The sequence below is a fragment of the Vibrio tubiashii genome (assembly GCF_028551255.1).
Classification (GTDB): domain Bacteria; phylum Pseudomonadota; class Gammaproteobacteria; order Enterobacterales; family Vibrionaceae; genus Vibrio; species Vibrio tubiashii_B.
This window is the reverse complement of record NZ_CP117030.1, coordinates 1-24158: the sequence shown is the minus strand read 5'-3', so window position 1 is coordinate 24158 and position 24158 is coordinate 1. Positions and strand designations below refer to the sequence as shown.

At 45.4% G+C, this 24158-nt stretch carries 24 protein-coding genes; 11 read left to right on the top strand and 13 right to left on the bottom strand.

Annotation, left to right across the window (positions count from 1 at the left end; all coding sequences use genetic code 11):
• Positions 1–20: 20 nt before the first annotated feature.
• On the bottom strand, positions 21–1073 hold the full coding sequence (locus tag LYZ37_RS15385) for an alcohol dehydrogenase family protein (RefSeq protein ID WP_272787796.1): 1053 nt from the start codon (positions 1071–1073) through the stop codon (positions 21–23).
• On the bottom strand, positions 1066–1590 hold the full coding sequence (locus tag LYZ37_RS15380; protein ID WP_272787795.1) for a TetR/AcrR family transcriptional regulator: 525 nt from the start codon (positions 1588–1590) through the stop codon (positions 1066–1068). The genes LYZ37_RS15385 and LYZ37_RS15380 overlap by 8 nt, the downstream gene beginning before the upstream one ends.
• Before the next feature lie 224 nt (positions 1591–1814).
• Between LYZ37_RS15380 and LYZ37_RS15375 the strand changes: the two genes are divergently transcribed.
• The 11 genes from LYZ37_RS15375 (at position 1815) to mnhG (ending at position 10943) form a co-directional block, all read left to right on the top strand.
• Complete coding sequence (locus LYZ37_RS15375; RefSeq protein WP_272787794.1) at positions 1815–2714, top strand: homocysteine S-methyltransferase family protein; 900 nt, start codon at positions 1815–1817, stop codon at positions 2712–2714.
• A gap of 150 nt (positions 2715–2864) precedes the next feature.
• Positions 2865–3476 (top strand): 3'-5' exonuclease, encoded by a 612-nt coding sequence (locus LYZ37_RS15370; RefSeq protein WP_272787793.1) that lies wholly within the window; start codon positions 2865–2867, stop codon positions 3474–3476.
• Between the two features lie 5 nt (positions 3477–3481).
• Positions 3482–3757 carry a nitrogenase-stabilizing/protective protein NifW gene (locus tag LYZ37_RS15365; RefSeq protein WP_004746340.1) on the top strand — a complete coding sequence of 92 codons (276 nt, stop codon included), beginning with the start codon at positions 3482–3484 and terminating at the stop codon, positions 3755–3757.
• A 210-nt stretch (positions 3758–3967) separates the two neighbouring features.
• Positions 3968–4906, top strand: a complete 939-nt coding sequence (locus LYZ37_RS15360) for a universal stress protein (RefSeq protein WP_272787792.1) — start codon at positions 3968–3970, stop codon at positions 4904–4906.
• A gap of 72 nt (positions 4907–4978) precedes the next feature.
• The gene (locus LYZ37_RS15355) at positions 4979–5170 is read left to right on the top strand and encodes a hypothetical protein (protein WP_272787791.1); all 192 of its coding nucleotides are present in this window, start codon (positions 4979–4981) and stop codon (positions 5168–5170) included.
• A 250-nt stretch (positions 5171–5420) separates the two neighbouring features.
• Positions 5421–8036, top strand: coding sequence for a hydrogen gas-evolving membrane-bound hydrogenase subunit E (gene mbhE / locus LYZ37_RS15350; RefSeq protein WP_420794648.1), 2616 nt, complete (start codon positions 5421–5423; stop codon positions 8034–8036).
• Complete coding sequence (locus LYZ37_RS15345) at positions 8036–8389, top strand: Na+/H+ antiporter subunit C (protein WP_272787790.1); 354 nt, start codon at positions 8036–8038, stop codon at positions 8387–8389. Before mbhE ends, LYZ37_RS15345 begins: the two co-directional genes overlap by 1 nt.
• On the top strand, positions 8386–9882 hold the full coding sequence (locus LYZ37_RS15340) for a proton-conducting transporter transmembrane domain-containing protein (RefSeq protein ID WP_272787789.1): 1497 nt from the start codon (positions 8386–8388) through the stop codon (positions 9880–9882). Before LYZ37_RS15345 ends, LYZ37_RS15340 begins: the two co-directional genes overlap by 4 nt.
• Entirely contained in the window at positions 9879–10355 is a 477-nt protein-coding gene (locus LYZ37_RS15335; protein WP_272787788.1) for a Na+/H+ antiporter subunit E, read from the top strand. The genes LYZ37_RS15340 and LYZ37_RS15335 overlap by 4 nt, the downstream gene beginning before the upstream one ends.
• Complete coding sequence (locus LYZ37_RS15330; protein ID WP_272787787.1) at positions 10348–10626, top strand: cation:proton antiporter; 279 nt, start codon at positions 10348–10350, stop codon at positions 10624–10626. The genes LYZ37_RS15335 and LYZ37_RS15330 overlap by 8 nt, the downstream gene beginning before the upstream one ends.
• Positions 10626–10943 (top strand): monovalent cation/H(+) antiporter subunit G, encoded by a 318-nt coding sequence (mnhG, locus tag LYZ37_RS15325; RefSeq protein WP_272787786.1) that lies wholly within the window; start codon positions 10626–10628, stop codon positions 10941–10943. The genes LYZ37_RS15330 and mnhG overlap by 1 nt, the downstream gene beginning before the upstream one ends.
• A 23-nt stretch (positions 10944–10966) precedes the next feature.
• On the opposite strand, the gene LYZ37_RS15320 is transcribed toward mnhG, so the two are convergent.
• The 11 genes from LYZ37_RS15320 to LYZ37_RS15270 form a co-directional block, all read right to left on the bottom strand.
• Positions 10967–12646, bottom strand: coding sequence for a DUF342 domain-containing protein (locus LYZ37_RS15320; protein WP_272787785.1), 1680 nt, complete (start codon positions 12644–12646; stop codon positions 10967–10969).
• 120 nt (positions 12647–12766) lie between these two features.
• Complete coding sequence (locus tag LYZ37_RS15315) at positions 12767–14464, bottom strand: fused response regulator/phosphatase (protein ID WP_272787784.1); 1698 nt, start codon at positions 14462–14464, stop codon at positions 12767–12769.
• A 16-nt stretch (positions 14465–14480) separates the two neighbouring features.
• The gene (locus LYZ37_RS15310) at positions 14481–14780 is read right to left on the bottom strand and encodes an STAS domain-containing protein (protein WP_272787783.1); all 300 of its coding nucleotides are present in this window, start codon (positions 14778–14780) and stop codon (positions 14481–14483) included.
• A 45-nt stretch (positions 14781–14825) separates the two neighbouring features.
• Positions 14826–15989, bottom strand: coding sequence for a methyl-accepting chemotaxis protein (locus LYZ37_RS15305; RefSeq protein WP_272787782.1), 1164 nt, complete (start codon positions 15987–15989; stop codon positions 14826–14828).
• Between the two features lie 29 nt (positions 15990–16018).
• Entirely contained in the window at positions 16019–17059 is a 1041-nt protein-coding gene (locus LYZ37_RS15300; RefSeq protein WP_272787781.1) for a protein-glutamate methylesterase/protein-glutamine glutaminase, read from the bottom strand.
• Positions 17059–17706: a chemotaxis protein CheD gene (locus LYZ37_RS15295; protein ID WP_272787780.1), complete on the bottom strand. Its 648-nt coding sequence runs from the start codon at positions 17704–17706 to the stop codon at positions 17059–17061. The genes LYZ37_RS15300 and LYZ37_RS15295 overlap by 1 nt, the downstream gene beginning before the upstream one ends.
• 9 nt (positions 17707–17715) lie before the next feature.
• Complete coding sequence (locus tag LYZ37_RS15290) at positions 17716–18573, bottom strand: CheR family methyltransferase (RefSeq protein ID WP_272787779.1); 858 nt, start codon at positions 18571–18573, stop codon at positions 17716–17718.
• Positions 18558–20957, bottom strand: a complete 2400-nt coding sequence (gene aer2, locus LYZ37_RS15285; protein WP_272787778.1) for an aerotaxis transducer Aer2 — start codon at positions 20955–20957, stop codon at positions 18558–18560. The genes LYZ37_RS15290 and aer2 overlap by 16 nt, the downstream gene beginning before the upstream one ends.
• 70 nt (positions 20958–21027) lie before the next feature.
• Positions 21028–21498, bottom strand: a complete 471-nt coding sequence (locus LYZ37_RS15280) for a chemotaxis protein CheW (protein ID WP_272787777.1) — start codon at positions 21496–21498, stop codon at positions 21028–21030.
• Positions 21498–22019 carry a chemotaxis protein CheW gene (locus tag LYZ37_RS15275; RefSeq protein ID WP_420794647.1) on the bottom strand — a complete coding sequence of 174 codons (522 nt, stop codon included), beginning with the start codon at positions 22017–22019 and terminating at the stop codon, positions 21498–21500. Before LYZ37_RS15275 ends, LYZ37_RS15280 begins: the two co-directional genes overlap by 1 nt.
• A 48-nt stretch (positions 22020–22067) precedes the next feature.
• Positions 22068–24158, bottom strand: a complete 2091-nt coding sequence (locus LYZ37_RS15270) for a chemotaxis protein CheA (protein WP_272787775.1) — start codon at positions 24156–24158, stop codon at positions 22068–22070.

The window sequence follows — 24158 nt, the reverse complement described above, 5'->3', positions numbered from 1 at the left end:
ATATCTGTTGAACTGCAGGGCTAGCTAACCGTCAATACCACTTTGCCCACGTGTCCCTTCTCAAGGAAAAACTCCTGCGCCAATTGGATCTGCTCTAAAGGAAATGTTTGTGCGACAAGCGGTTTAATCGCCCCTTGTTCTATATGGCTGACGAGATTGCGAAAAACTTCAGGTTCCAAAACCGTACAGCCAAAGAAGCTCAAGTCTTTAAGGTAGAGTGTCCGCACATCCAGCTCGACCATAGCACCTCCAATGGCACCAGAGACGGCATAACGACCTTTAGGCCGCAATACTTGTAAAAATTGCGGCCAAGCGGAACCTGCGACCAGATCAATCACCACATCGACGCTATTTTCTCCCAGTACATCGGGTAGGAAATCAGACCGGTTCACCACTTGATCGGCACCAAGCTCCAAAACTTGCTGTTGTTTGCTCGGGCTAGTGATTGCAATGACATAAGCGCCACGAGCTTTGGCAAGCTGAATCGCGGCAGAGCCGACACCGCCAGATGCTCCGGAAATTAATACTCGCTCGCCCTGAGCAAGTTTAGAGCGAGTCAGCATGTTCTCAGCCGTTGAGTACGAACATGGAAACGAGGCCAGTTCAATATCAGTCATCGATGAGTTAATCGAATAAGCGTGAACAGAATCCACGACTACATACTGGGCAAAGCCACCATCGCACTCAGAACCGATATACCAAGGTACTTGCGGTCTCGAACCTTCAACTTGAGACAAACATGGCTCTACCAGTACACGCTCGCCAATCCGCTCGGCATCAATGTTGTTGCCCACCGCCACTATCTCACCACAAACATCGGCGCCTTGAATTCTTGGAAATTCGAGAGCATTTCCACCCCAACTTGCATCTTCGCTCGCTTTATCGCCCTTTGAGTACCAACCTATACGAGTATTAATATCGGTGTTGTTAACCCCTGCGGCTTTAACACGAATCAGCACTTGATCTTGTTTTGGCTTCGGCGTTTCGGCTTCTGTTGTGTAGTTCAGCACCTCAAACCCACCGTGGCCGGTAAGTTGTACCGCATTCATCTTTTCTGCAATGATATTACTCATGTGGGCCCCCAACGAGTTGTGCAATCATCTGTTTGGCTACCTCTATCGACTCTCGCCCCATAACTGGCCAAGTTCCTGAAATGCCTTCATGTATAACGTATAACTGATAGCCTCTAGCTTCATCCCCGACAAGCTCGCTCAGGAATGCTTTCACGGCTTGTTTATGTTCGGTCACGACACCAGATATAATTTCGTTGTCAGGGAAAGATGCAACCGCCAGAGTGGACAAGCAGCCATGAGGCGCATGATGTTTCATCCACTCTTCAAGCTGTTCTACTACGTGAAAAACCGCCTCAATACCATTTTCCGGCTTGTTTTGGCTCAGTAAGTCCATATAGCGTTGGTGACGATGTTCCAATGCCGCGACAATCATCTCTTCTTTGGATGGGTAGTACTTATACAAGGTGCGCAAGCTCGCTCCACACGCTTTTTGCAATTGCGACACACTTGGCTCAGCGAAACCATATTGACTGAACGCCTTCTCCAAGTTTTCAGCTATTTGCCTCTTTACCGACATTTTTACCTCTAAGTCTTCAGGTTCCTTTTCACTCAACTCAGAGAGTCGAAAAGTAAAACGTTTATTCTACCCACAGAGTAGAATGGACGCTCTACCCTTGTCAAAAGATTTCTTTTGCTTGTCAGCAAGTGATGTCTAACAAGTTAGATCTCTACATGGTCATTGATCTCTAAACCAAGATGGTTAACTATCAACGAAGAGTCATAGCAACAAATATCGACATAATGAAAAGACTGACTATTTTAGATGGAGGAATGGGACGCGAGCTCAAGCGAATGGGCGCGCCTTTTTCTCAGCCTCTGTGGAGCGCTCAGGCACTGATTGAATCACCGCAATGCGTAGAGCTTGCCCACACCAACTTCATTGATGCTGGCGCTCAAATCATTACCACTAACAGTTACGCCTGTGTTCCGTTTCATCTCGGGCAAGAGCAATTCAACGCTGAAGGGCCGAATCTGGCTGAAAAAGCCGCCAAAATAGCCAGACTATCTGCCGACAAAGCCTCACATGCCGTACAAGTAGCGGGTGCTCTACCCCCTGCCTTTGGCAGCTATCGACCTGATTTGTTTCGTCCTGCAGAAGCAAAGCAGATCTTTACCCTGCTCTATCAGGCACAAGATCAATACGTTGATATTTGGCTAGCAGAAACCATCTCAAGTTTGGAAGAGCTCGATGCGATCGCATCCATTCTCTCTCAGACAGAGAAAGCCAGTTATTACGCCTTCACTCTTGCTGATACCACTAGTGGGCCTGCTCAGCTGCGCTCTGGTCAATCGGTGCGAGAGGCAACAACACGCGTTTGTGAAGCAGGTGGCGACGGCATCTTTTTTAATTGTTCAGTACCTGAGGTCATGGTTAACGCGGTGACGGAAGCGAAACAAGTTCTTGATGAGCTTGGGTGCTCAATCGAGATTGGCGTCTACGCCAACAACTTCACCCCAATCGGTAATGAACATGAAGCTAATGACACCATTCAAGCGATGAGAGAGCTAACGCCAAAAGATTATCTTGAATACAGTAAGGCGTGGTTTGAGAGTGGCGCGACGATCATCGGAGGCTGCTGCGGAATAGGCCCTGAGCACATAAAAGTACTCAGTGAATGGCAAAGCACACTCAAGTCTTAGCGCCGACCAGATTAGTGGTGAGCAGAACCTTTACCGACAGGTTTTAGAAACTTATAATCTGGCTCACCGCTTAAGCATCTTCATCAACACGCTGTTTTAGCTAAACTCTCGCTTATTTACGCACCGCATATTCACCCTTTGGAACCTTTTATGTCATCAGCAAATTCCGTTATTGTGCTCGATTTTGAGACCACTGGCTTGTCGCCAAATATGGGCGATCGCGCTATTGAAATAGGTGCAGTCAAGCTCGTCAACGGCGAGGTGGTGGATACCTTTCAGCAACTGATGAATCCGGGCTTTCGAGTCAGCTCCTTTATTGAGGGTTATACGGGTATTACCAACAATATGTTGGCAGATGCGCCAAGCTGTGAGGAGGTCATGGCAGAGTTCTGTGACTTTATTGCTGACGACAACCTCGTTGCTCATAATGCTTCGTTCGATAAACGTTTTTTGGACGGAGAACTAGAGCGTATCGGTCTTGCCTACCAGGGGCATTTTGCTTGTTCGCTATTGGTCTCTCGCAGACTGAATCAGGAAGCGCCAAGCCATAAACTGGGAGACCTAGTGCGTTTCAAAAATATTGACAATGATGGCGTATTTCACCGCGCTTTAGCTGACTCGCAAATGACAGCAAAATTATGGCTAATGATGATTGATGAAATGGAACAACAAGGTATCCACCAGCCTTCGTTTGAACTGATGCAGAAAATCAGCAAAACCAGTAAACACGCGGTTGAAAAGCTACTGAGTCAGTATAAATAATAAGTATGAGTCAAAACGAACTGCAGAAGAAAATTGCTAGCTTCACGTCTATTGAGCAAGCGTTAGATTACTTTGAAATAGGTTACGACAGTAAGTTCATTGACGAGTATCGAACTGTGCTAGTGAAGCGGTTTAACGGCTACTTAATTCTAGAAAAGCCTGAGGATTGGTTTGCGGGTAGACGAGCGCTTAAAAATGCCTATTGTAAGGTGCAACGGAGCCGTTTAGATAAGCACACCCGCTCGGCATGTCGCGGGTGTACTTCGTGTCAGAGAAGGTAACGGTCAAAACGGTACCTAATCAGTTAATCCTGTTCGTAGTTTGTTACATTTTCCGGTAATAATCGTCTTTTTTCCCACCAATAATTCACTATTTTGGCTTGCAAGTTACTGAGTGAGAACAAATATCATTCCCCTCACAAGCCGTTACAATTGCGCACTAGCACACATAGCTTTCTGTTGGCTAAAATTTAACCACACAAGGAGGTATGTATGAAACGATTCGAGAACATACTTTTTGCTACACAAGGCATGCCTGGACATAGTGACGCTCTAGGACAAGCCATTCGCATTGCTGCCAATAACAAAGTACCTGTGTCTGGCTTAATCGCCTGCCCAGACTTCCCTAGCGATATGGCGCAATACCAACAAAGCTACGAACAATCTCTGCAAAACTCAGTTCAACAGAGTGTCGATCAGTTTCGTGTTGAGCATGACATCACAACCGAAGAAGTGGCACTCCCTATAACAGTCAAAAGTAGTGAACAACCTGCTGTCTGCATCATTCAGGAAGCCATCACTAATCACAACGATCTCATCATTAAGGAAGCAGAACCACTCAGTGAAGGTGCGGACGGCTTTAAAGCAATTGATATGACCTTGCTTCGTAAGTGTCCTTGCGCTGTTTGGCTGCAACGCGCTAACGATACACCAAGAGGCAAGCGTCGCGTAGCAGTCGCTATAGACCCAATGACGTTAAACGAGCAGCAACATGCACTTTCACTGCGATTACTTGAACTGTCACGCTCTATTGCCGACACATGCGATAGTCGCCTGCACATCATCTCTTGTTGGGAACATTATTTGGAAAATTACCTCGACAGCCATGTCTGGATCCAAGTAGACGAAGAACAATTAGCGAATGAAGTCTCGAAAGCCAAACGCAATCATGAACAAGCTCTGCAAATGCTCATCGATGAAGCAGGGATTTCAGGTAGTGCAATGGTCATCCACCACGTTCATGGAAAGCCAGACGACAAAATTCCTGAGTGTGTTGAGGAGGCAGGCATCGATGTGTTGGTTATGGGTACATTAGCACGAACCGGAATTTCTGGTTTTGTAATCGGCAATACCGCGGAGAATATACTCCAATCCATTAATTGCTCTTTAGTTGCAATGAAGCCTGAAGGCTTTATTTCACCGATTAGCTAAACACATTACTTCATATTAAGGGGAAGCATAAAAAGGCGAAGGACCAATTGTTTTGTTTCAAAGGAGAATGGTATGAAACCACTATGCCCTATATGTCACACAGAAATGCTTGAACGTTCTAACATCCATGTCTGCCCACGAAATGATATCGGAGATTGTACTTACGATGCATTAAGTCTTGAAGAAGACAGCTCGGCGTTTTTGTTGGATCAGCAAAAATCCAACAGCGACTTACGCTCGTATGCAATATCAGACCTCAAATAGTTTAATTTGGAACAGCATAGTTAGAGCCGCTTTAAGCCTAGGATCTTACCAACCTACAGCAACTGAAAGTCAATAGAATCTAGGCCATCTGATACTGTTAACCAGATGGCCTTGTTTCTAGCTGCTGCTGTTAGATTAATGTCCTTACTCTTTTGCTGCTAAACCTGTGACTTTCTTCTATGAGCAAAAGGCGGCGCTATTGAATACTACCAGTGATGACAAAGCAATAGCTGAAGTAAAACAGCGTTCTATTTGGCTATTGATCTTCCCAACAATTCCAGTGTTTATTTTGATCGCTCTTTTTATCTGCTATCAACCAGAGGGAGTGAGATGGCAAACCAATTGGATTCCAGGGCTGGGTATCAACTTCAATTTTCAACTGGATGGGCTCTCATTCCTATTTGCCTGCTTGATTAGCGGGATAGGTGCCTTAATACAAGTCTACGCTCTCGCCTACTTACGCAATCATGCATCACGTTTCTCTTTCCATCTTTACCTCACCCTGTTTATGCTTGCAATGCTCGGGGTCGTAACAAGTAACAACATTTTACTGCTATTTGTATTTTGGGAACTCACCACGATAACGTCTTACCTACTCATCGGGTTTAACCATGAAAAAGAGAAATCGCGCAAAAATGCACTGCAATCGCTAATCGTAACGGGGGCTGGTGGTTTAGCCTTACTTGCAGGCTTAATTCTCTTAGGAGAAATGGCGGGAAGTTATCAGTTAGATGCAATCCTACAAAGCCGTTCAAGCATTGCTGAACATGAATGGTTTCTCCCCTCATTAATATTAATTTTGCTTGGTGCCTTCACCAAATCGGCACAGTTTCCATTTCACTTTTGGTTACCAAATGCGATGGCGGCCCCAACACCAGTGAGTGCTTACTTACACTCAGCCACTATGGTTAAAGCTGGTATTTACTTACTTGCTAGAGTGTCTCCAATCTATTCGTACAGCGAGATTTGGCTCTACACACTAGGTCTAGTCGGCGGTTTTACTGCCCTATGGTGCTCCTTGCTTGCACTAAAGCAAACCGATTTGAAGCTGATGTTGGCTTACAGCACCAATGTTGCGCTCGGCAAGCTAATACTGCTGATTGGTCTAGGTACTGAGCTCGCTATTACAGCAGCTTTGCTGTTTATTTTAGCGCACTCGTTTTACAAAGCGGCGCTGTTTATGGTGGTGGGTAACATAGATAAAGCCACAGGAACGCGCGATATTCGAGTGCTGAACGGTCTTAAAACGGCTCTACTGTTTAGCCTAATTGCGGCTATCATCGCGGCACTATCAAAATCTGGCGTTCCACCATTGCTGGGCTTTTTAAGCAAAGAATACATGTATAAATCAGGGTCAGAGTTCGGCGCGATAACGACTGCGGTTTTCCTCCTAGTTAATGCCTTGATGGTCGCATTAGCGATAGCAATTGTAGTCAAACCTTTCTTTACCAGTCCGCAGCCCCCCTCCACCACGGTAAAAAAAATCGAGTCTAAATTTGGCTTGTGGATGCCAGCAATGATACTCGCTCTAGGTAGCGTGTTGATGCCAGTATTCGGTTTAAATTGGATTAACACCCACATCATCGTTCCGGGAGTGGCTTCCAGCATACCTGCATCAACACCTCTGGCTGCTAAACTGTGGCAGGGATTTAACCTACCGCTATTTCTTAGCGCTGCGACACTCCTTTTAGGCTTTAGCATTTATCGAATTTATCCAACTTTGCTCAAGCAATGGCAGAGCACTTTCCCTAGTATGCCAAAAGCAGAATCAGTGTTTGATAAGACGCTGGATAGCATGATGAAAATCGCCAAATGGCAAACTTTGTTATTGCAGCAAAAACGCCTTAGCCATTATGTCTCAATGTTTTTTTTCGTTTTGGCTACGCTACTGCTCAGCACTTTCGTCATGATTCCATCAGAGCGACTCCTAGAGCTAACAACCGTGACTTTTTACGAAATGGCTATTGCGCTCATTCTCATGGTTGCCGCTTTAGTTTGTACCGCTTCAACTTCACGTTTATTGGCCATTGCTGCTTTAGGGGTCATTGGCTTTATGACCACGCTCGTTTTTATGCTTTACAGCGCCCCTGATGTAGCTAAGACCTTACTGTTGGTTGAGACCCTAATGGTGATCTTCGTGGTTCTTCTAATGCGCCATATGCCTCAATTAACAATGGTCGAGAAGCACTCAGTTCAACGCAAACTACTTAACGTAAGTATTGCCGCAGTCATCGGTCTTTCAGTCAGTGCTTTGCTGATTAACATTACCTCAGATCCATTGGATTCAACATTGTCTGATTTTTTTGGCCAAAACAGTGTTCCTGGTGGGCATGGACGTAATATCGTCAATGTAATTTTGGTCGACTTCCGTGCTTTCGACACCTTAGGAGAGGTCATTGTTGTTGTGATGGCGGGAATTGCGGCGGTCAGTTTGCTCAAAACGCATTATCACAAACGTAACCGAATTAACTCGGTCATTTTTGCAACAACCGCACACATCGTCGCCGCTTTAATGCTGGTGTTCTCACTCTACTTGTTACTGAGAGGGCACAACGAACCAGGAGGTGGATTTATTGGCGCACTTATCGCTGTGATCGGCTTTGCTTTATTGATGTTCGCAGAGTCACCTAACTATGTGAGGGAGCGCTTATTCTACTCACCTTTTAGTATCGCTCTTTTTGGTATTTTACTCAGCTTTATCGCCGGATTAACTAGCTTTGCTTTTGGCCTGCCTTTCTTAACAGGCCTGTGGTGGAAAGAAATTCTCCCTTTGGGCACACCTTTACTGTTCGATGTGGGTATCTATCTCGCCATCATTGGTGGCGTGATGGGCATGCTGCTACGCGTAAATGAGGAGCTTGACTGATGGAAGTATTGTGGAGCCTTGTCGTTGGTGTTTTTGTTGCTACTGGAATTTATCTGATGCTAGAGCGGCATTTGTTACGACTTCTGTTTGGTCTAATTCTTTTAAGTAGTGCCGTCAATCTCGCCATTTTTACAGCGGGTCGTTTAACGCCAGGACAGCCACCACTCATTGAGCCTAATGCTTTATTACCACCAGAAGGAGCGGCGAATCCACTACCTCAAGCATTGATTCTCACTGCGATTGTCATTGGGTTTGGCTTGCTGGTATTTGCCTTGATGTTGTTCTATCGCGCTTACACTGAAACGGGCTCAGCAGATATTGATAGGTTGCAGCGCTCAGAGGAAGATCAATGACCACGATTTGGCTAACACTACCTGTTGTTTTATCACTCCTCAGTGCCGTTGCTATTTTTTGCGCTAAACGACACTACGCTCTAGTTGACGCAATCAGCGGAACTAGCGCAATTGCAACCTTAGTTGTCGCAACATTGCTAACTTATGATGTTGTTCAAACAGGTCCACAAGCCGTGGCTTTCGGGCAGTGGGCAGCACCATTTGGCATCGTGTTTATTGCCGACCTATTTGCCGCAGCCATGGTAATGGTCACCGCAATTATCGGCATCGTTTGCGTTTTCTACGCGATGGCAGATCTTCAGAACAAACGTTCATACGGCACTTTCCATGCTTTGATTCACGTCTTGCTCGCAGGCATCTATGGGGCTTTTTTAACGGGTGATATTTTCAATCTTTATGTGTGGTTTGAGGTGATGTTGATTGCTTCATTTGGCTTGATGATCCTTGACGCAACCAAGACACAGATCGATGGTGCAGTTAAGTATGTCATGCTCAACCTAATCTCCACATTGGTGTTCTTGTTAGCCATAGGTTTACTTTATGGTGCTACAGGAACCCTAAATCTTGCTGACTTACATATTAAAGCTTCTCTGATTGCCCCAGAAACAAAAACCATACTCGCCGCTCTATTCTTGTTTGCTTTTGCAATAAAAGCCGCTTTGTTTCCGGTGTTTGCTTGGCTCCCAGCCTCTTACCATACTTTACCGAGTGCTGTTGTAGCGCTTTTTGCCGCTCTTCTGACTAAAGTTGGCGTTTACGCACTGATACGCCTATTTACCTTAGTCTTCCCACTTGCAAATAGTGGTTGGCAACCTGTACTCATTTGGGTTGCCGCACTCACTATGCTCACTGGGGTACTCGGTGCCGCTAGTCAGTTTGATATAAAAAGGATTCTTTCCTTTCATATAATCAGTCAGATTGGCTATATGATTATGGGCCTCGCTATATACACACCTATCGCGATCGCAGGGGCTGTTTTCTATGTCATTCATCATATATTAGTAAAGGCAAACTTATTTCTTATTGGTGGGTTTATTGAACGCAGATACGGGACGTCTCACCTTAGTCAGTTGGGAGGAGTCTATAAAGCGATGCCTTGGCTTGCATTGCTATTCCTTGTTCCTGCTTTCTCACTAGCTGGGTTCCCACCACTGTCGGGTTTCTGGGGCAAGTTTTTAGTCATAAAAGCCAGCTTGCAAGCCGAGCATTACTGGCTGGCCGGAGTCGCTCTGTTAGTCGGTCTGTTAACGGTGTTCTCCATGACAAAAATCTGGAACCATGTGTTCTGGAAAAAACCACCAGCAGAGCTCATGGATACCGCAATTACAAAACACACAAAGTGGCTGTATTGCATTCCTATTGCGACGTTAACCGGACTTAGCCTAATCATTGGTTTTGCTGCTGAGCCTTTCTATCAGTTTGCAGTAATGGCAGCACAGCAAATACTGGAACCACAAGCCTACATCAGTGCTGTCTTGGGAGATAACCCATGATCTATCTGTTTCTCAACTTCTTTCTCGCAATCGCATGGATGATGCTCAATGGTAGTTACACTAGCCTGAGTTTCGCCATCGGATTTACCGTCGGTTTTCTTGCATTAAGACTAAGCCAACCTTTTGGATTAAAAACCAGCTACTTTCGACGCTTTACCGCCCTATTAAGTTTACTGATTTACTTCTGCTACGAGATGGTTATCTCCGTAGCACGTGTGGTATGGGATGTGGTGACGCCAACCCATTTAAGTGATCCAGACATTGTTTACATCCCTTTGGATGTACGCACAGACTTAGAAATTTCTCTACTGGCCAATATGGTTTCACTTACTCCTGGCAGCTTAAGTCTGGATATCACCCAAGATAAAAAGCATATGGTAGTTCACGCGATGTTTGCTCCGGATCACGAAAAAGTCATTCGGGAAATCAAAGAGGGCTTAGAGAAGCGAATCTTGGAGGTGACACGTGGATAACTGGTTAGAACTTAGCATTACATTCGCTTATGGAGGCCTACTACTGAGCGTAGTTCTGGCATTCATTCGACTAATATTGGGACCAACATTAGCCGACAGAGTGGTTGCTCTCGACCTAATTTCGTTTGTTACCGTAGGTCTCATCGCTGTATACACCTTAGATAGCGGCCAACAGTCATTGCTCGATATCGCAATTACGCTTGGACTGGTTGCTTTCTTAGGCACCATTGCTTTCGCTCGGTTGATATACAAAAGAAAAGGAGAACCATGATGGATATAGTGATAAGTCTATTATTATGTGCGGGTACCCTGTTTACCTTAATCGCAAGCCTAGGTATTTTGCGAATGCCTGACCTCTATACTCGAATGCATGCTGCGACAAAAGCGGGAACAGTTGGGCTCGCTTCGCTGCTATTAGCTGTCGCCATCGCCATCCCAGAGATAACGGTCATTTCACGCGTCATTGGCACTATGTTGTTTATCTTTCTAACCGCTCCCGTCGCTGCCCACCTACTTGGTAAAGCGATGCAGCAAAGTGGCTACCAAATTTGGCGGAATCGAAATGCCTCATCCCACCAAAACAACTAAACCCGCTGCAACGACATAATTAACTAAACCTCTTGGCCGACATCTTCTTCCTCTAGCATTGAAGAGAACTTAATTTCAAACTGATTAAAGTTAAACGTACTTGGACCATGCACTCGTTTAGTCGTCACTTTCTCTTCGCCAAATTGAACCGTTACGTGAGTGTAGACCTTACCTTTCACTTCAATGATGGACTCTTCTAGTGCCACTTCTAACTCCTGTTCATGGGAGTCGCGAGCATGTTTAACCTTCTCAAGATGCGCATTGGCACTACTCTTATCTGCTTCTAGCTTCTCTTCTTGCTCCGGTGTACGTTCAGACTTTGGAATCTTTTTAAACTCCAATTCCTTACGCACCATGCCCATTGTTGCTTCTTGTGCTTGGGTGTATTGCTCTTTTAGTTTCGCTTGCCTGTCTTTAAACATCTGAAAGCGGGCAAAAGCATGAACATGCGTTGCCGTATCACCTTCCACACCTAAATTCACGCAAGTCACCTTACCACCAATTTTGGCGCTGCCTCCACTTAAGGTTCCTTGCTTTTCATTCGCGTCGCAGACGACCAGATTGTGTCCGCAACGAACCTCATTGTTCATACAATGCACAGCAAGCTGGATATCATTTGCGGCTTGCAACTCACTAAACTGTGCATAGTTTGCCGTTATAGAGCCACCCGACTTCACTACGCAGCTCTTTTTCTCATCTTCTGACACATTATGGCCAATAATGCCTTTGGCGACTTCAATATCGCCCTGAGCCTGAACATCGGCAGACTCAATAAAGCCGCCGACAGTCAGTGAGCCTGTAGTTCGAACAACCATATCGGACTCAATATTGCCAAAAACGACTACATTACCTTTAAACTTAACGTGTCCAGTCGAAACCCCTATTGTTGGCAAGCAAAGTGCGTCTTCAACATCCACACCTCGCTCTTTTAAGATCGGCATTCCTGATACTTCAGCAATTAAAAGGTTAGGGTTGTCTGGAGAAACCTTAGTGCCTTTGCCGGCTTTCAGTACGGAGTCATTACCCGGTTTAGGGGGAATAATCTTGCCCTGCACTGTGATACCAGGTTTACCTTTAGTGGCGGGAACGCGTTTCATGAGCGGATCGTTTTCGGCAACCGTGATGGTTTCACCGAGGTTGAGCATATCAACCTTACCATCTTCATCGCTCGCTTTAGGAGCAAGCACCTGTTTTGTGGGATCTTTAACTAGGGGAACAAACTTAGCGTCGACACCTTGGGTTGGGTTTTTACCCTTAGCCACCGCTTGGGTGAAGGTCTCGCCCGCTTTGAGCTGGTGGCTCATCACTAACACTTTTTTAAGTGCCAGTTTATTGATGCCTTTAGTCACATGAGCCTGGGCAAGAGCATGAACAATTTGAGGGCCTTTAAGTGGCTTTCCTTTGTAAGCCCCTGTAACCACCATACTGGCTAACATATCATGGTCTGACAGAACAACTTCAACCGTCGCATCTCGAACTTCAGCGATGGTAATTCCAACGTAAGCCTCGCTTTTCATCTCCTTAGCAAAGTTGATAAAGCGCGTAACCTCATCGTCCAAGACGAGTAACTCACCGGCACCGATTTCTGATAGGGCATCACTAAGCCCTCGCGTATCAAAATTGTTGTCTACCGTAATATCCGGCGACAGCTTCGCAACTACTTGTTCCTTGTCTTCAGAAAAAGCGACAAACTTGTTCCACATGCCATTCTGCCCTATGTACTTCCTTACTTGAGTGTATAGAAGTTATTCCCCCAACTGTATCAAGAGTGTGACAATTTAAGGCGTACATCACTAGAAGGCGTTTTTACACTGTAAATAACGTTAGCTAGAGCTAGGAAAGTGGTGTGCAGCCATCAAAGAGTACACCGCTTTAACACGACACCCTTGTTTGGAATACTCCAACGAATCACATAATTCAGTAGCAAGAATAATGCCTCGACCATGAGTCAGGTTTTTGTCAGATGAGTTGTTGGCTTTCTCGTAATCAAACCCTTCTCCGTTGTGCTCTAACTCAAAGGCAACTCTTTGCGCGACAGGGTCATAATCCACTTCAAGCTCAATCCAAGCGCTATTATCGAGTTGTTTAATTTTCTCTTCTCGCATCTGATAAAAAAGGAAGAAGCCATCGGGTTGCTCTTTAATTGCGGAGTCGAGTTTAAGCAACCCATGCTCAATAGCATTGGCAAATAGCTCGGAAAGAACAGAGCAGACCAAGTCTAGATGAGCCCCACTCGTGACGACACCCGCTAAGAACTTACGAACTTCTGCCATAACAGTGACTTCACGTAGGACATTGCCATCTAAACGCAGTTTTGAATTGGAAGGGATTTTATTATAGAGCGTGGGATCTTTAGGCGCCTCATGTGAGTTTCCGTTCAATATAGGAAATTTCATTGTCAGTATGGATAAATCGTCACCCACCGCCTTATCGGCAAACTGGCGCACCGATTCATACAAGACTGGGATTACCGCTTGATCTCCCGAGAATGAGGCTTCGAGTCGCTCTTGACCAAACTGTTCTCCGGCTTCATTGGTGGCTTCAATCACCCCATCGGTATAACAAATTATCTGTTGATCTGGTTCAAGCTTAAAATGCTGTAAATCCGCTTCGAACTCATGGGGTTTAAGCACACCAAGCGGCATATGAGTAGAAGTGAGCCGTCTTACTATCGTACCATCGCCATCTATCAGGTAGCCATCGGGAAGTCCCCCTCCCCACCAAGAGACCTCGAACCCATTCGCTCGCACCTCAAAAATACTGGCTGCTAACATCATTCCCATTGGCAGGAATCGCACCAGTACATCGTTAACTTCACGAGCAATTTCACCCAGTGCCAGTCCTTTCGCTGCCATAGAAAAAAACGCGCGCGTTGCAGGAATGGCGGAAATAGCCGCAGGCAAACCGTGACCAGTCGCATCAGCAATCATCACGTAGACACCGCCATGTGGCCGGTTGGCAACGACAATCAAGTCACCATTAAATACTGTCGAAGGAGTCGATAAGTAGTTAATTCCGTAGATGTTCTTAACCTGAGAGCTCATCTCATGCATAAGGTTAGAGAAGATAGACTCGGCTATCGCATAGTCATAGCTCACTTGCTCACGGAACTGGCTCAGTTCATCACGCTGCTCCTTAACCTCGTTGTGCATTCGAACAATGCGGCAGTGCGCTTGAACTTTAGCGATAAGAACACTGCGCTCAACAGGCTTGAGAATAAAATCATCTCCCACCGTTAAGCATCGTTCAAAAGAGACATGATCATCGAGTACCGTTAAGAAAATAATGGGAATATGAACATCAGAGAATTCTTGCTTAATCTCTTCTGCTGTCGTGAAGCCATCTTTAATTGGCATCATCACATCAAGCAAAATCACATCAGGCAAAGTATCCATCTCTTTCATCGCATCCACTACCCCTTCGCCGTTTTCAAACGTAGTGACAGTTTCAACGAGATGATTGAGCATGAATCGACACAACTCTCGATTGGTCGCATGGTCATCGACGATCATTACATGCATAGCGAATCTCCGAGTTTTACTCTATAGCAAACTTTTTATCGAAACGAGAAATCGTTAGGATTTTTCTTACCTGCGGAAGAGTATTGGTAATTTTAATCATACCGTCTTCTTGACCTAAGTAGTTGTGCATATTGAGTAACATGCCTAGCCCCGCACTATCGATATAGTCGACTTTGCGTAAGTCGATCGTGAAGCGAAACTCTTGGCGATCGTTATAGCAACGACGAAATTCTTGAACCAAATTGAAACCAAACGCACCCTCTATCAGAATAGTGATGTGCTTTGATGTTGAGTCTACAACTGTTTCTACTGTCATACGTTTCCCCATTGATCTTATCGTTGTACACCTGAGTGAGACTGTTTAGAAAAGCTCTACCTCTCCTTCCTCAATACTTTCTTGAGAAGCGGCTGGCGCTCCTCTACTCTCAATCTGTTGCTGCAATGCTATAACAGCCTCGGTGAAGTCTTGCTGATCAATATCTTGATTAGCCCACTGCTCACATAGCGCAATAAACTCTTGCAAGTAACTGACTGACTGCTTGGCATAATCACCCTGCTGAACAATGATGTCAGCAAACTGTAGTGCTCGAATTCCGTTATCAACTTGAGCGTGCAGCAGATCCCCACTAGAGCGAATTTTCTGCACTTCTTGTTCTACCGATTGGTTCACTTCCTGAACACCACGCAGCATTTCATCCACTTTTTCTTTCGACTCAATCGCTTCAGTCATGTCAATTGATGCCATTTCACCAACGGTTTTGTTGGCCTGTTGCACGGTTTCTTGAGCGACATTAATTTCTGCCTCGATTTCATCGTTAAGCTCTTTCGCTTTGAGGGATAAATTTCGCACCTCTTGTGCCACCACTGCAAAACCGCGCCCAGCCTCACCAGCACGTGCCGCTTCTATCGCCGCATTCAGTGCAAGAAGGTTGGTCTGTTCTGACAATCCTCGTACCTGAGCGAGCAGCTTAAAAACCGCGTCTAGTTTATCTGACATATCATGGATACTGTGTACCGCCGAGATGCTTCTCTCCGACACGTTAACAAGGGTTTCGACAAACTGGCGAATAATGGCTTCGGTTTTCGGTAGTACTTGGCTGATGTCGCTATTTCGGTCGCGGTTACCTAATAAATTATCCACCAGTTCAGTAGTGATCTGATTTTGCCCTTCCGCAAGTTTTTGCAATTCAAAATAGCTTTCGTTTAATGTTTCAACCGACTCATCAACTACGCTTCGCTGATGATCTAGCGGGTCAATCAACTGCTGAGAAATAATACTGAGCATAGGGGAGACTTCCGCAGGCGGTTTTTGAGCTGAAGCAGCACGCCCCTGCTTGCCACTTTGCTCATTCGCATTCACACTCTTACGCTTAGGTATAACGAACCAGGGAATGGCAGCCGCAAGTATGGTAAGGGCGACATGAGCCGTGGACGTTGACATGCTCATCGCAATCGACAAGAGCCCAATCTGTATTCCAATTGCGATGAAGTATTTGATTTTTATACTGCTCATTTTTAGTTTCATCGTTCTTCCTTGAGGTTGTGCTTTGCGAGTTAAGAGTCTGAAGACAAATATTTACATATCTGCTTAGGGACCTGGTTTAAGTCACTCACCGAGAGCGCCGCGTTCATTTCCACAGCAACGCGCGGCATCCCCCAAACAACCGATGATGCTTCATCTTGTGCTATGGTTTTAGCGCCCGCTTGCTTCATTCTCAATAAACCTTGTGCACCATCTTTCCCCATCCCAGTAAGAATGACGCCGATTGCGTTTTTACCTACGGTTTCTGCAACCGCATCAAACATAACATCCACTGAAGGTTTATGAAGGTTGACTGCCGGGCGATCGTCTAATTGGCAATATAGGTGATTACCACGACGAACAACCACTAAGTGCTTATCTCCTGGTGCAACATAAGCACACCCGTTTATTAAAGGCGCACGATTTGCGCTGAGCTCTTTAACGTCAATTTTGCTACTGTCATTTAACCTAGCTGCAAACGAGGCCGAGAACATAGCACTGATATGCTGAGTAATGATGATGGGAGGAAGACCCGCAGGTAAGGCACTCAGTACATGTTTGACCGCTTCTGTGCCTCCTGTTGAAGCGCCAATCGCGATCACCTCCGTTTTATGGTGACCTTTCGGTGTTGAGATAGTCTGCTCAACCAAAGGGGCTTGCTGACCTGTGACATTAGCACCGGCAGCCATCTTAATTTTTTCGTTAACTAGCTGCTTGTAGTTCACCATCTCTGCGGTGCTTTCGACCGCTGGTTTCGGAAAATAATCAACGGCACCTAACTCCAACGCAGTTAACGTCGCTTCCGCACCATGCTGGGTTAATGTTGAAATCATCACGACCGGCATGGGTCGTAATCGCATCAAGTTTTTCAAGAACTTAACACCGTTCATTTTAGGCATTTCAATATCTAGAGTGATCACATCAGGATTATATTGCTTGATCAGATCTCTCGCTTGAAAAGGGTCTTCTGCCATCGCGACCACTTGCAGATCTGGATCTGAGTTGATCAGCTGTGAAAGTAACGCTCTAAATACTGGGGAGTCATCAACGATCAATACTTTTATTTTTTTCATTAGAACAGCTCCACGTCATCATCATGAGGGCGATGACTTTCTTTATCCAACTGACTGGCATATTTTTCTTCTTGGTGTTGTAGGTTATGCACTTCGGTAAATGGAATACGTTTAAGCCAAGCCTTGCCACTAGTTGGATCAAACAATACTTTTCGAGGCTCTAACCCTCCTAAGTCTTGTGCAACGACGTTTAGCCCCTCTTGCTCAACATAACTCAAAACAAAAGCAATATTCTTTTCGCCGACCATGCTATTGCGACCGAGCATCTGTGCTCCTCCGAAAAGCTTGACCTGCAATGCTGAACGCCTTGCGCCTCTTTCAATCAACGCATTGATCAACATCTCCATCGCGTAGCTACCGTAACGCGATGCAGTCGACACCACTTCATCTGGTTTCCAAGCTTTCAGCTGTGATTTATTATCAAAAGGCAGTAAGAAATGATTCATACCACCCACTGCAGCTTCTAAATCCCAGATACAAGCCGCTATACAGGAGCCTAGTCCAGTGGCAATAATCTCATCTGTTTTTTGGCTGCAATACACTCCACCAGGCAAAACTTTTACAATATGCTTCTCTTTTGAAGGATGGTAGAAGCGATTGAAGTGACTGTTTTCGTATTTAGGTGTTTCTGATCTAGCCCAGCTCATAGTCAGTGCCTACTTTTTTACGTAAATGGTATGTCCTAGATGATGAAAGATATCTAAGCTCGCAGGCACACCCTCTGAATGACCTAAGAAAAGTACCCCATTGGGTTTTAACTGTTGATGAAAGCGTTTAATCAACTTTTCTTGGGTTTGCCTATCAAAATAAATCATCACATTACGGCATGAGATAAGATCAAACTTCTCTTCAAAGTTCCACTTTTCAAGTAAGTTCAACCGATGAAACTTGATTCTTTTTTGTAAACCAGCTTTGCACTTAATACTGCCTTGATGCTGTCCTACCCCTCGAACAAAACATGGCTTAAGATATTTTTTGGGTATACTTGCGATGGCTTCATCACTATAAATACCCGCTTTTGCATGTGCCAAAACTTTGGTGTCTAGATCGGTGGCAGTTAGGCTAACATCGTCAAATTGAGACAACGCATTCGCCCAGTGTAAAGATGAAATGAAACTGTAGGGCTCTTCCCCCGTAGAGCACCCTGCTGACCAAATTTTAAGTCTTTTAACGCCTTGCTGACGCCACTCTTTCATCAAGACTTTTTCGATAAACTCAAAATGATGATACTCGCGGAAAAACTGCGTTTTATTGGTTGTTAAGCAATTAATGAACGCCATTTGCTCAGAAGAGTCTTGCTCAATTATTGGTCGATACTCACTAAAACGCTTGAGGCCTAGCCGCCTAAGCTGACGGCTAACCCTTCCATACACCATGGTTCTTTTTCGATCTGAAAAGAAAATACCCACGTTTTTGTGCATGAACCACTGAATAAACTTAAAGTCTTTTTCAGTCAGTTCGAACTCCTCCGCTTCTGGCATTGTTCTATCAGTTTGAGCTAGAACTCTTCCCATTCGTCTCCATCCTCTTCGAGCTTAAAGCTAGAGTTAGCCACTTTTGGTGCTCGAATATCTCGAATATTGGTGTCTTGATTGGCTTTCTGCGCTGGCTTAGAGTCAAACGTAGCGACGTTGCTATCTGTGACAAAGAAGTTCATTAAATGAAGTAGCTCTTTGCCCTCATCTTTGAGTGATTGACTTGCCGCTGAGGTTTCTTCTACCAATGAAGCATTTTGCTGAGTCATTTCATCCATGGTACTCACAGCGCGATTGATTTCGTCAATACCGGTTGATTGCTCTAAGCTAGAAGACGCAATCTGGGCAATAAGTTCTGTTACCCTTTGAACTGCATCGACGATTTCATTCAGTGTTTCACCTGACTCATCAACTAAGCGAGAGCCTTCATCGACTTTCTCTACGCTGTCTTTGATTAAGCCTTTGATCTCTTTCGCCGCCGCCGCACTGCGCTGTGCTAGGTTACGCACTTCACCCGCAACAACCGCAAAGCCTCGACCTTGTTCACCCGCTCGCGCAGCCTCTACTGCAGCGTTTAGTGCGAGTAGGTTGGTTTGGAAAGCAATCTCATCGATGACGCCAATGATGTCAGCAATCTTCTTACTGGCGGTATTAATCTCAGCCATGGCAGAAACTGCCTGTCCAACGACTTCCCCACCTTTTCCGGCTTTCTTCGCAGCATCATCAGACAGCTCATTAGCGCCTTTCGCATTGTCTGCATTTTGACGTACTGTCGCCGTCATCTGCTCCATACTTGCTGCTGTCTCTTCTAGGTTAGAAGCTTGAGCTTCAACACGTTGGCTAAGGTCATTATTACCTTCGGCAATCTCTGTAGACGCAGTCGCCACTCGGGCAGAAGATTGAGTGATCTTATCAACCATGTTTCTTAAGTTGAGGATCGACGTGTTCACCGCATTTGAAAGTCGAGCAAACTCACCGGTATTATCTTCGGGCATTGTGGTATTAAGATTGCCATCAGCGACTTGGCTCATTACATCAATACATTGACCGATTGGCGTTACCATTGTATCGAGTAGGTTATTGATACCATCACCTAACTCTTTCATAAACCCGTTGTAGACGCTGGTATCGATACGTTCGTTCAAATCACCAGCAATGGCTTTTTGAATTAGCGATTCAACTTGACGTTGACCATCTTGCTGCTCGGTAATATCAACCCACTGGAGTGCAGGACCGATGTAGTTCCCCTCACCATCACGCATAGCAATACAAGTCAGATTAAACTCAAGTCCACCGACTGCAATGTTGGAAGAGAATGGTAGACGATCAGGGTTAGTGATAATGCCTCGCTGGTGACCAGGGTTCTTATGGAATACATCAATGTTCCTGCCAACCAGTTTACTGGCATCAAACCCAGGCAATACTTTCTTCAGATCGCTTTCTCGGCTGCTGAGCAAGGTTTGTAACGCAGGGTTGAGATAGGTAATGATGCCATCTTTATCTGCCATCATGATGTTAGTCGTCATACCTGAAACGGCAGAGGCCAAACGACCAATCTCTTCTTCTTTCGCCCTTTCTTCCGTCACATCTCGCCACTCCAAGGTGTTGCCGATATAGTTGCCTTGTGAATCGTTAATCGCAGCGACATTGAGCTCAATCTTAAGGTCGGCAATCGAGATATCGGTGCTGTACGGAAGATTGTTGGGATCAGCGAGTAGCTGTCTTTGATGAGCAGGGTTTCGATGGAACTCATCAATACAGCGCCCCATTAACCACTCTTCACTCGCCGTAAAGCCCGACCACACAGTGCGCATCGTTGACTCATGCTTTCTAAATAAATTGATGGTTTCTTCATTAGCGTAAGTGATTAAGAAGTCTCTATCGATCATCACCATAGCGGTTTGCGCTTGATGAACCGCAGCCTGTAATCGAGCAATTTCATTATCACGCTTTACACTATCAGTAACGTCAGACCATTCAAGCGTGTTACCGACATAGTTGCCTTGAGCATCGATAATAGCACCGACGTTAAGCTCAATCAGAACGTCTTTAACTTGAATGTTGGTGGTATACGGCAAGTTGGATGGATTAGACAACATCTGGCGTTGATGACTTGGATTGGAATGGAACAAATCAATGCAATAGCCTAATAGGAACTCTTCCGTAGCACGAAAGTTGGGCCAGATGGATTGAAACAAAGCTTCGTGAGTTTTTAGTAGGTCAATGGATTTTTGATTGAGATAAGTGATATTAAAGTCACGGTCAATCATCATCAAAGCTGTTTGCGCTGCATTTAATGCAGAGAAAAGCTGTTCCTTGGTGACACCTTGTTCTTGCTCAGGTTCAAATTCTTCAGTTAGTGTATCCTGCGTTGGCGCTTCAAATTGAGCAGCAGGCGCTGTTTTCCGATTCCAAAATGCCATGAGTTTTCCCTCACTGGTTGCTTCTTCTGACGTGTATTACCAAAACAAATAGACCGCATTCACCTTGGTATTAGGCCCAACTCTCTTCCTCTTGGTTGGGTACAGGAAGCTCGGCTACATCAAATAGAGCCTCCAAGTGAATAAGTATTAAGTGCCCGTTAGTTACCGATGCAATGCCGCGCACGTAGCTATGATCGACGTTGGTGGAAACATGTGGTGACGGTTTAATTTGTTCTTCTGTTAACGGGTAAACTTCTGACACACCGTCGACAATAATGCCAAGCGGGTGTTTATGTGAGTCGTTTAAGACGATGACAACGGTCGTCGAACCTATCTCTGCCGGAGACAAACCAAAGCGCATTCTGAGATCGACGATAGGGACGTATTCCCCTCGAATCTCTAGCACGCCTTTCATGTACTCTGGAGAATTTGGGACTTGACGAACGGCATTCCATCCGCGAACTTCTCGTACATCCAAAATAGGCACACCGTACTCTTCGTCTTCCAAAACAAAGCTGAGAAACTCTTCTGTCATAATCATTATTCAGCCCTCAGAATTCGGTCAATATTAAGTAGTTCTTCAGTATCGAGTAGTGACATAACGTGGTCACCCACATTGATAAGACCTTGTAGGTAAGGCGTGACTTTAGACTCTCCAACCGCAGGGTAGAGATCGTTATCTCCACGACTGACCACATCGCTCACTCCATCGACCACAAGCCCCATCAAGCGCTCCTGATCTTCATCGCTGTAACGGAGTACAATAACCACGGTTGTCGGGCGATAATCATTGGTTCCAACAGAAAACCTCAATCTAAGATCAACCACAGGGACAATCATCCCACGCAAGTTAATCACGCCACGTACATATTCAGGCGCTCTCGGTATTGGGGTTGGGCGCTCCCACACTCGAATCTCTTCTACATCTTTAATTTCTACACCATACAACTCGTGAGCGAGTTTAAAGCTAAGAAAGTCAGCACTTTCACTCACCTCTCCACTAACATTGTCTAATAATGTTTCCGCCTGAGCTTCAATACTCTGCTTAGTGGCATCCGACATATCATGAATATTGGTTACTTCGCTGGTCACTGCTTCCATGCTCGCTCCTTAGGCTGCCACGCCTTTGTGAGTGGTTTCGGAGGCTCTTTTCAAAAAGTTAGTGATTAGCCCCTGAATATCGAGAATGAGCGATACCGAGCCATCCCCTAAAATGGTCGCACCCGAGATACCCGCGACTTTGCTGTAATTGGATTCTAAGCTTTTGATGACTACCTGTTGCTGATCAAGCAGTTCATCGAGTAACAAGCCAACTCGATTACCAGCAGCTTCAACAAAACAGAGAATACGTTGCTCTAAGCCTTCGCTACTGCCCATTTCGAGTTCGTCTTGAAGACGAAGAATCGGGATGTTTTCTTCACGAAGGCGGTAGAGTTCGATTCCTCCAGACGCAAGCTTGATACAGTTAGGATCAATTTGAATTGATTCAACAATCGTAAGAAGTGGGATCACATACACTTCTCCACCCACTCTGACTAGCTGTCCATCGAGAATGGCAAGTGTTAAAGGCAAACTGATAGTAAAGCAGCTCCCCTCTCCTAGCGCAGATTCCACTTCAATATGTCCGCCAAGCTCTTCAATATTTCGCCGCACGACATCCATACCGACGCCGCGACCCGATATATCTGAGACTTCTTCAGCGGTTGAAAAACCAGGGGCAAAAATCAGATTCATGATCTGTTTATCGGAATACTCTTCTCGGCGAGAATCCGCGGCAAGTACGCCTTTTTCGAGAGCTTTGTTCCATAGCTTGTCACAATTTAGCCCCGCACCATCATCCTTGATTTCAATAACAATCGAGCCACCTTGGTGATAGGCATTTAGCTCGATAGTTCCCATCTCGATCTTGCCTGCTTCCAGACGCTGCTCGGGCTGCTCTATGCCATGGTCGATACCATTTCTGACTAAGTGAACTAAAGGATCAACAATGCGTTCTAGAACCGTTTTGTCCAGTTCGGTTTGCTCACCTTTAATTTGCAAATCTACTTGCTTATCCAATCGGCTCGATAAGTCACGGACAAGGCGCGGAAAACGACTGAACGCGAAGCTCATCGGTAACATTCGAATATTCAGGACATTTTCTTGCAGGTCTTTACTGTTTTGCAGCAACTGATCTAAGCCCGTCTTAAGCTTCTCTAGCTTTTCAATCGTGAAGTCGTTGCCAATTTCAGTCAGCATGGATTGCGTAATCACGAGCTCACCGACTAAGTTGATCAAGCTATCGACTTTATCGATATCGACACGAATAGAACTGACATTAGAGTCTGATTTAGCCACCTTAGTCGATTTATTGGGTTCTTTGCTTTTTGCGCTATTCGTCGCTTCAGGAGCAGAGACTTCTGCGCTCTCAGCTTGAGTTTGATCTACTGCATTTTCAACAATATCTGCGGACGGTTCTTCCGCTTGCTGAGCAGGTGCTTTTTCAATGGTGAGATCACACTCATCTTCAACCCACTCGAACACCTCTTGAATTTGCGCCTCTTCAACGCTGCTATCTAGGCTAGCGGTCCAAGATAGGAAACAGAGCTCAGCTTCAATGTCATCGATGTCAGGCAGTTTTGTTGTATCCGCAATAATCTGGCAAGACTCGTCTAATTCTTTCAGTTCGCGCAGAATGCGTAATGGGTCATTACCACTGAAAAACATCTCAGGGTGAGGAGAGAAGGTGATAATCCAAGACTGACTCGAATCCGTGCTACTAGCACTAGCTTGTTGATTCTGTTCCGGTTGAACATCTGCGGTATCTGTTGGGGCTTCACCGAGTAACTCGGCTAATTTGAGTCCGACTTCTTCTTTTAGCGCAACGTTGACTTCATTACCCAACTCGTGACCTTCGAGCATGCTGTGAATACAGTCACCACTCTTAAGCAATAGGTCGACAGTTTCAGCAGAAAGTGAACGCTCGTTATTGCGCACCAAATCGAGATAGGCTTCGACGTTATGGGTAAACTCGCTGATATCAAGTAGGTTAAACGTCCCTGCCCCTCCCTTGATCGAGTGGGCCGCACGAAATATGGTGTTGATTGACTCTTCTTCTACCTGAGTCGGATCTAAATTAAGTAATACATCTTCAAGCACCTCAAGATTTTCACGACACTCCTCGTAAAACATCTTGCGCAGCTGTTCCATATCTAAAGCCAT

What these genes read in the sequence shown, in the direction of transcription:
- LYZ37_RS15355 (WP_272787791.1), top strand. Translation starts at nt 4,979, where the DNA reads ATGAAACCACTATGCCCTATATGTCACACAGAAATGCTTGAACGTTCT.
- mnhG (WP_272787786.1), top strand. Translation starts at nt 10,626, where the DNA reads ATGGATATAGTGATAAGTCTATTATTATGTGCGGGTACCCTGTTTACC.
- LYZ37_RS15385 (WP_272787796.1), bottom strand. Translation starts at nt 1,073, where the DNA reads ATGAGTAATATCATTGCAGAAAAGATGAATGCGGTACAACTTACCGGC.
- LYZ37_RS15380 (WP_272787795.1), bottom strand. Translation starts at nt 1,590, where the DNA reads ATGTCGGTAAAGAGGCAAATAGCTGAAAACTTGGAGAAGGCGTTCAGT.
- LYZ37_RS15370 (WP_272787793.1), top strand. Translation starts at nt 2,865, where the DNA reads ATGTCATCAGCAAATTCCGTTATTGTGCTCGATTTTGAGACCACTGGC.
- LYZ37_RS15320 (WP_272787785.1), bottom strand. Translation starts at nt 12,646, where the DNA reads ATGTGGAACAAGTTTGTCGCTTTTTCTGAAGACAAGGAACAAGTAGTT.
- LYZ37_RS15290 (WP_272787779.1), bottom strand. Translation starts at nt 18,573, where the DNA reads ATGGGAAGAGTTCTAGCTCAAACTGATAGAACAATGCCAGAAGCGGAG.
- aer2 (WP_272787778.1), bottom strand. Translation starts at nt 20,957, where the DNA reads ATGGCATTTTGGAATCGGAAAACAGCGCCTGCTGCTCAATTTGAAGCG.
- LYZ37_RS15315 (WP_272787784.1), bottom strand. Translation starts at nt 14,464, where the DNA reads ATGCATGTAATGATCGTCGATGACCATGCGACCAATCGAGAGTTGTGT.
- LYZ37_RS15345 (WP_272787790.1), top strand. Translation starts at nt 8,036, where the DNA reads ATGGAAGTATTGTGGAGCCTTGTCGTTGGTGTTTTTGTTGCTACTGGA.
- LYZ37_RS15360 (WP_272787792.1), top strand. Translation starts at nt 3,968, where the DNA reads ATGAAACGATTCGAGAACATACTTTTTGCTACACAAGGCATGCCTGGA.
- LYZ37_RS15375 (WP_272787794.1), top strand. Translation starts at nt 1,815, where the DNA reads ATGAAAAGACTGACTATTTTAGATGGAGGAATGGGACGCGAGCTCAAG.
- LYZ37_RS15275 (WP_420794647.1), bottom strand. Translation starts at nt 22,019, where the DNA reads ATGTCGGATGCCACTAAGCAGAGTATTGAAGCTCAGGCGGAAACATTA.
- LYZ37_RS15340 (WP_272787789.1), top strand. Translation starts at nt 8,386, where the DNA reads ATGACCACGATTTGGCTAACACTACCTGTTGTTTTATCACTCCTCAGT.
- LYZ37_RS15270 (WP_272787775.1), bottom strand. Translation starts at nt 24,158, where the DNA reads ATGGCTTTAGATATGGAACAGCTGCGCAAGATGTTTTACGAGGAGTGT.
- LYZ37_RS15295 (WP_272787780.1), bottom strand. Translation starts at nt 17,706, where the DNA reads ATGAGCTGGGCTAGATCAGAAACACCTAAATACGAAAACAGTCACTTC.
- LYZ37_RS15310 (WP_272787783.1), bottom strand. Translation starts at nt 14,780, where the DNA reads ATGACAGTAGAAACAGTTGTAGACTCAACATCAAAGCACATCACTATT.
- LYZ37_RS15305 (WP_272787782.1), bottom strand. Translation starts at nt 15,989, where the DNA reads ATGAAACTAAAAATGAGCAGTATAAAAATCAAATACTTCATCGCAATT.
- LYZ37_RS15365 (WP_004746340.1), top strand. Translation starts at nt 3,482, where the DNA reads ATGAGTCAAAACGAACTGCAGAAGAAAATTGCTAGCTTCACGTCTATT.
- LYZ37_RS15280 (WP_272787777.1), bottom strand. Translation starts at nt 21,498, where the DNA reads ATGATTATGACAGAAGAGTTTCTCAGCTTTGTTTTGGAAGACGAAGAG.
- LYZ37_RS15335 (WP_272787788.1), top strand. Translation starts at nt 9,879, where the DNA reads ATGATCTATCTGTTTCTCAACTTCTTTCTCGCAATCGCATGGATGATG.
- LYZ37_RS15300 (WP_272787781.1), bottom strand. Translation starts at nt 17,059, where the DNA reads ATGAAAAAAATAAAAGTATTGATCGTTGATGACTCCCCAGTATTTAGA.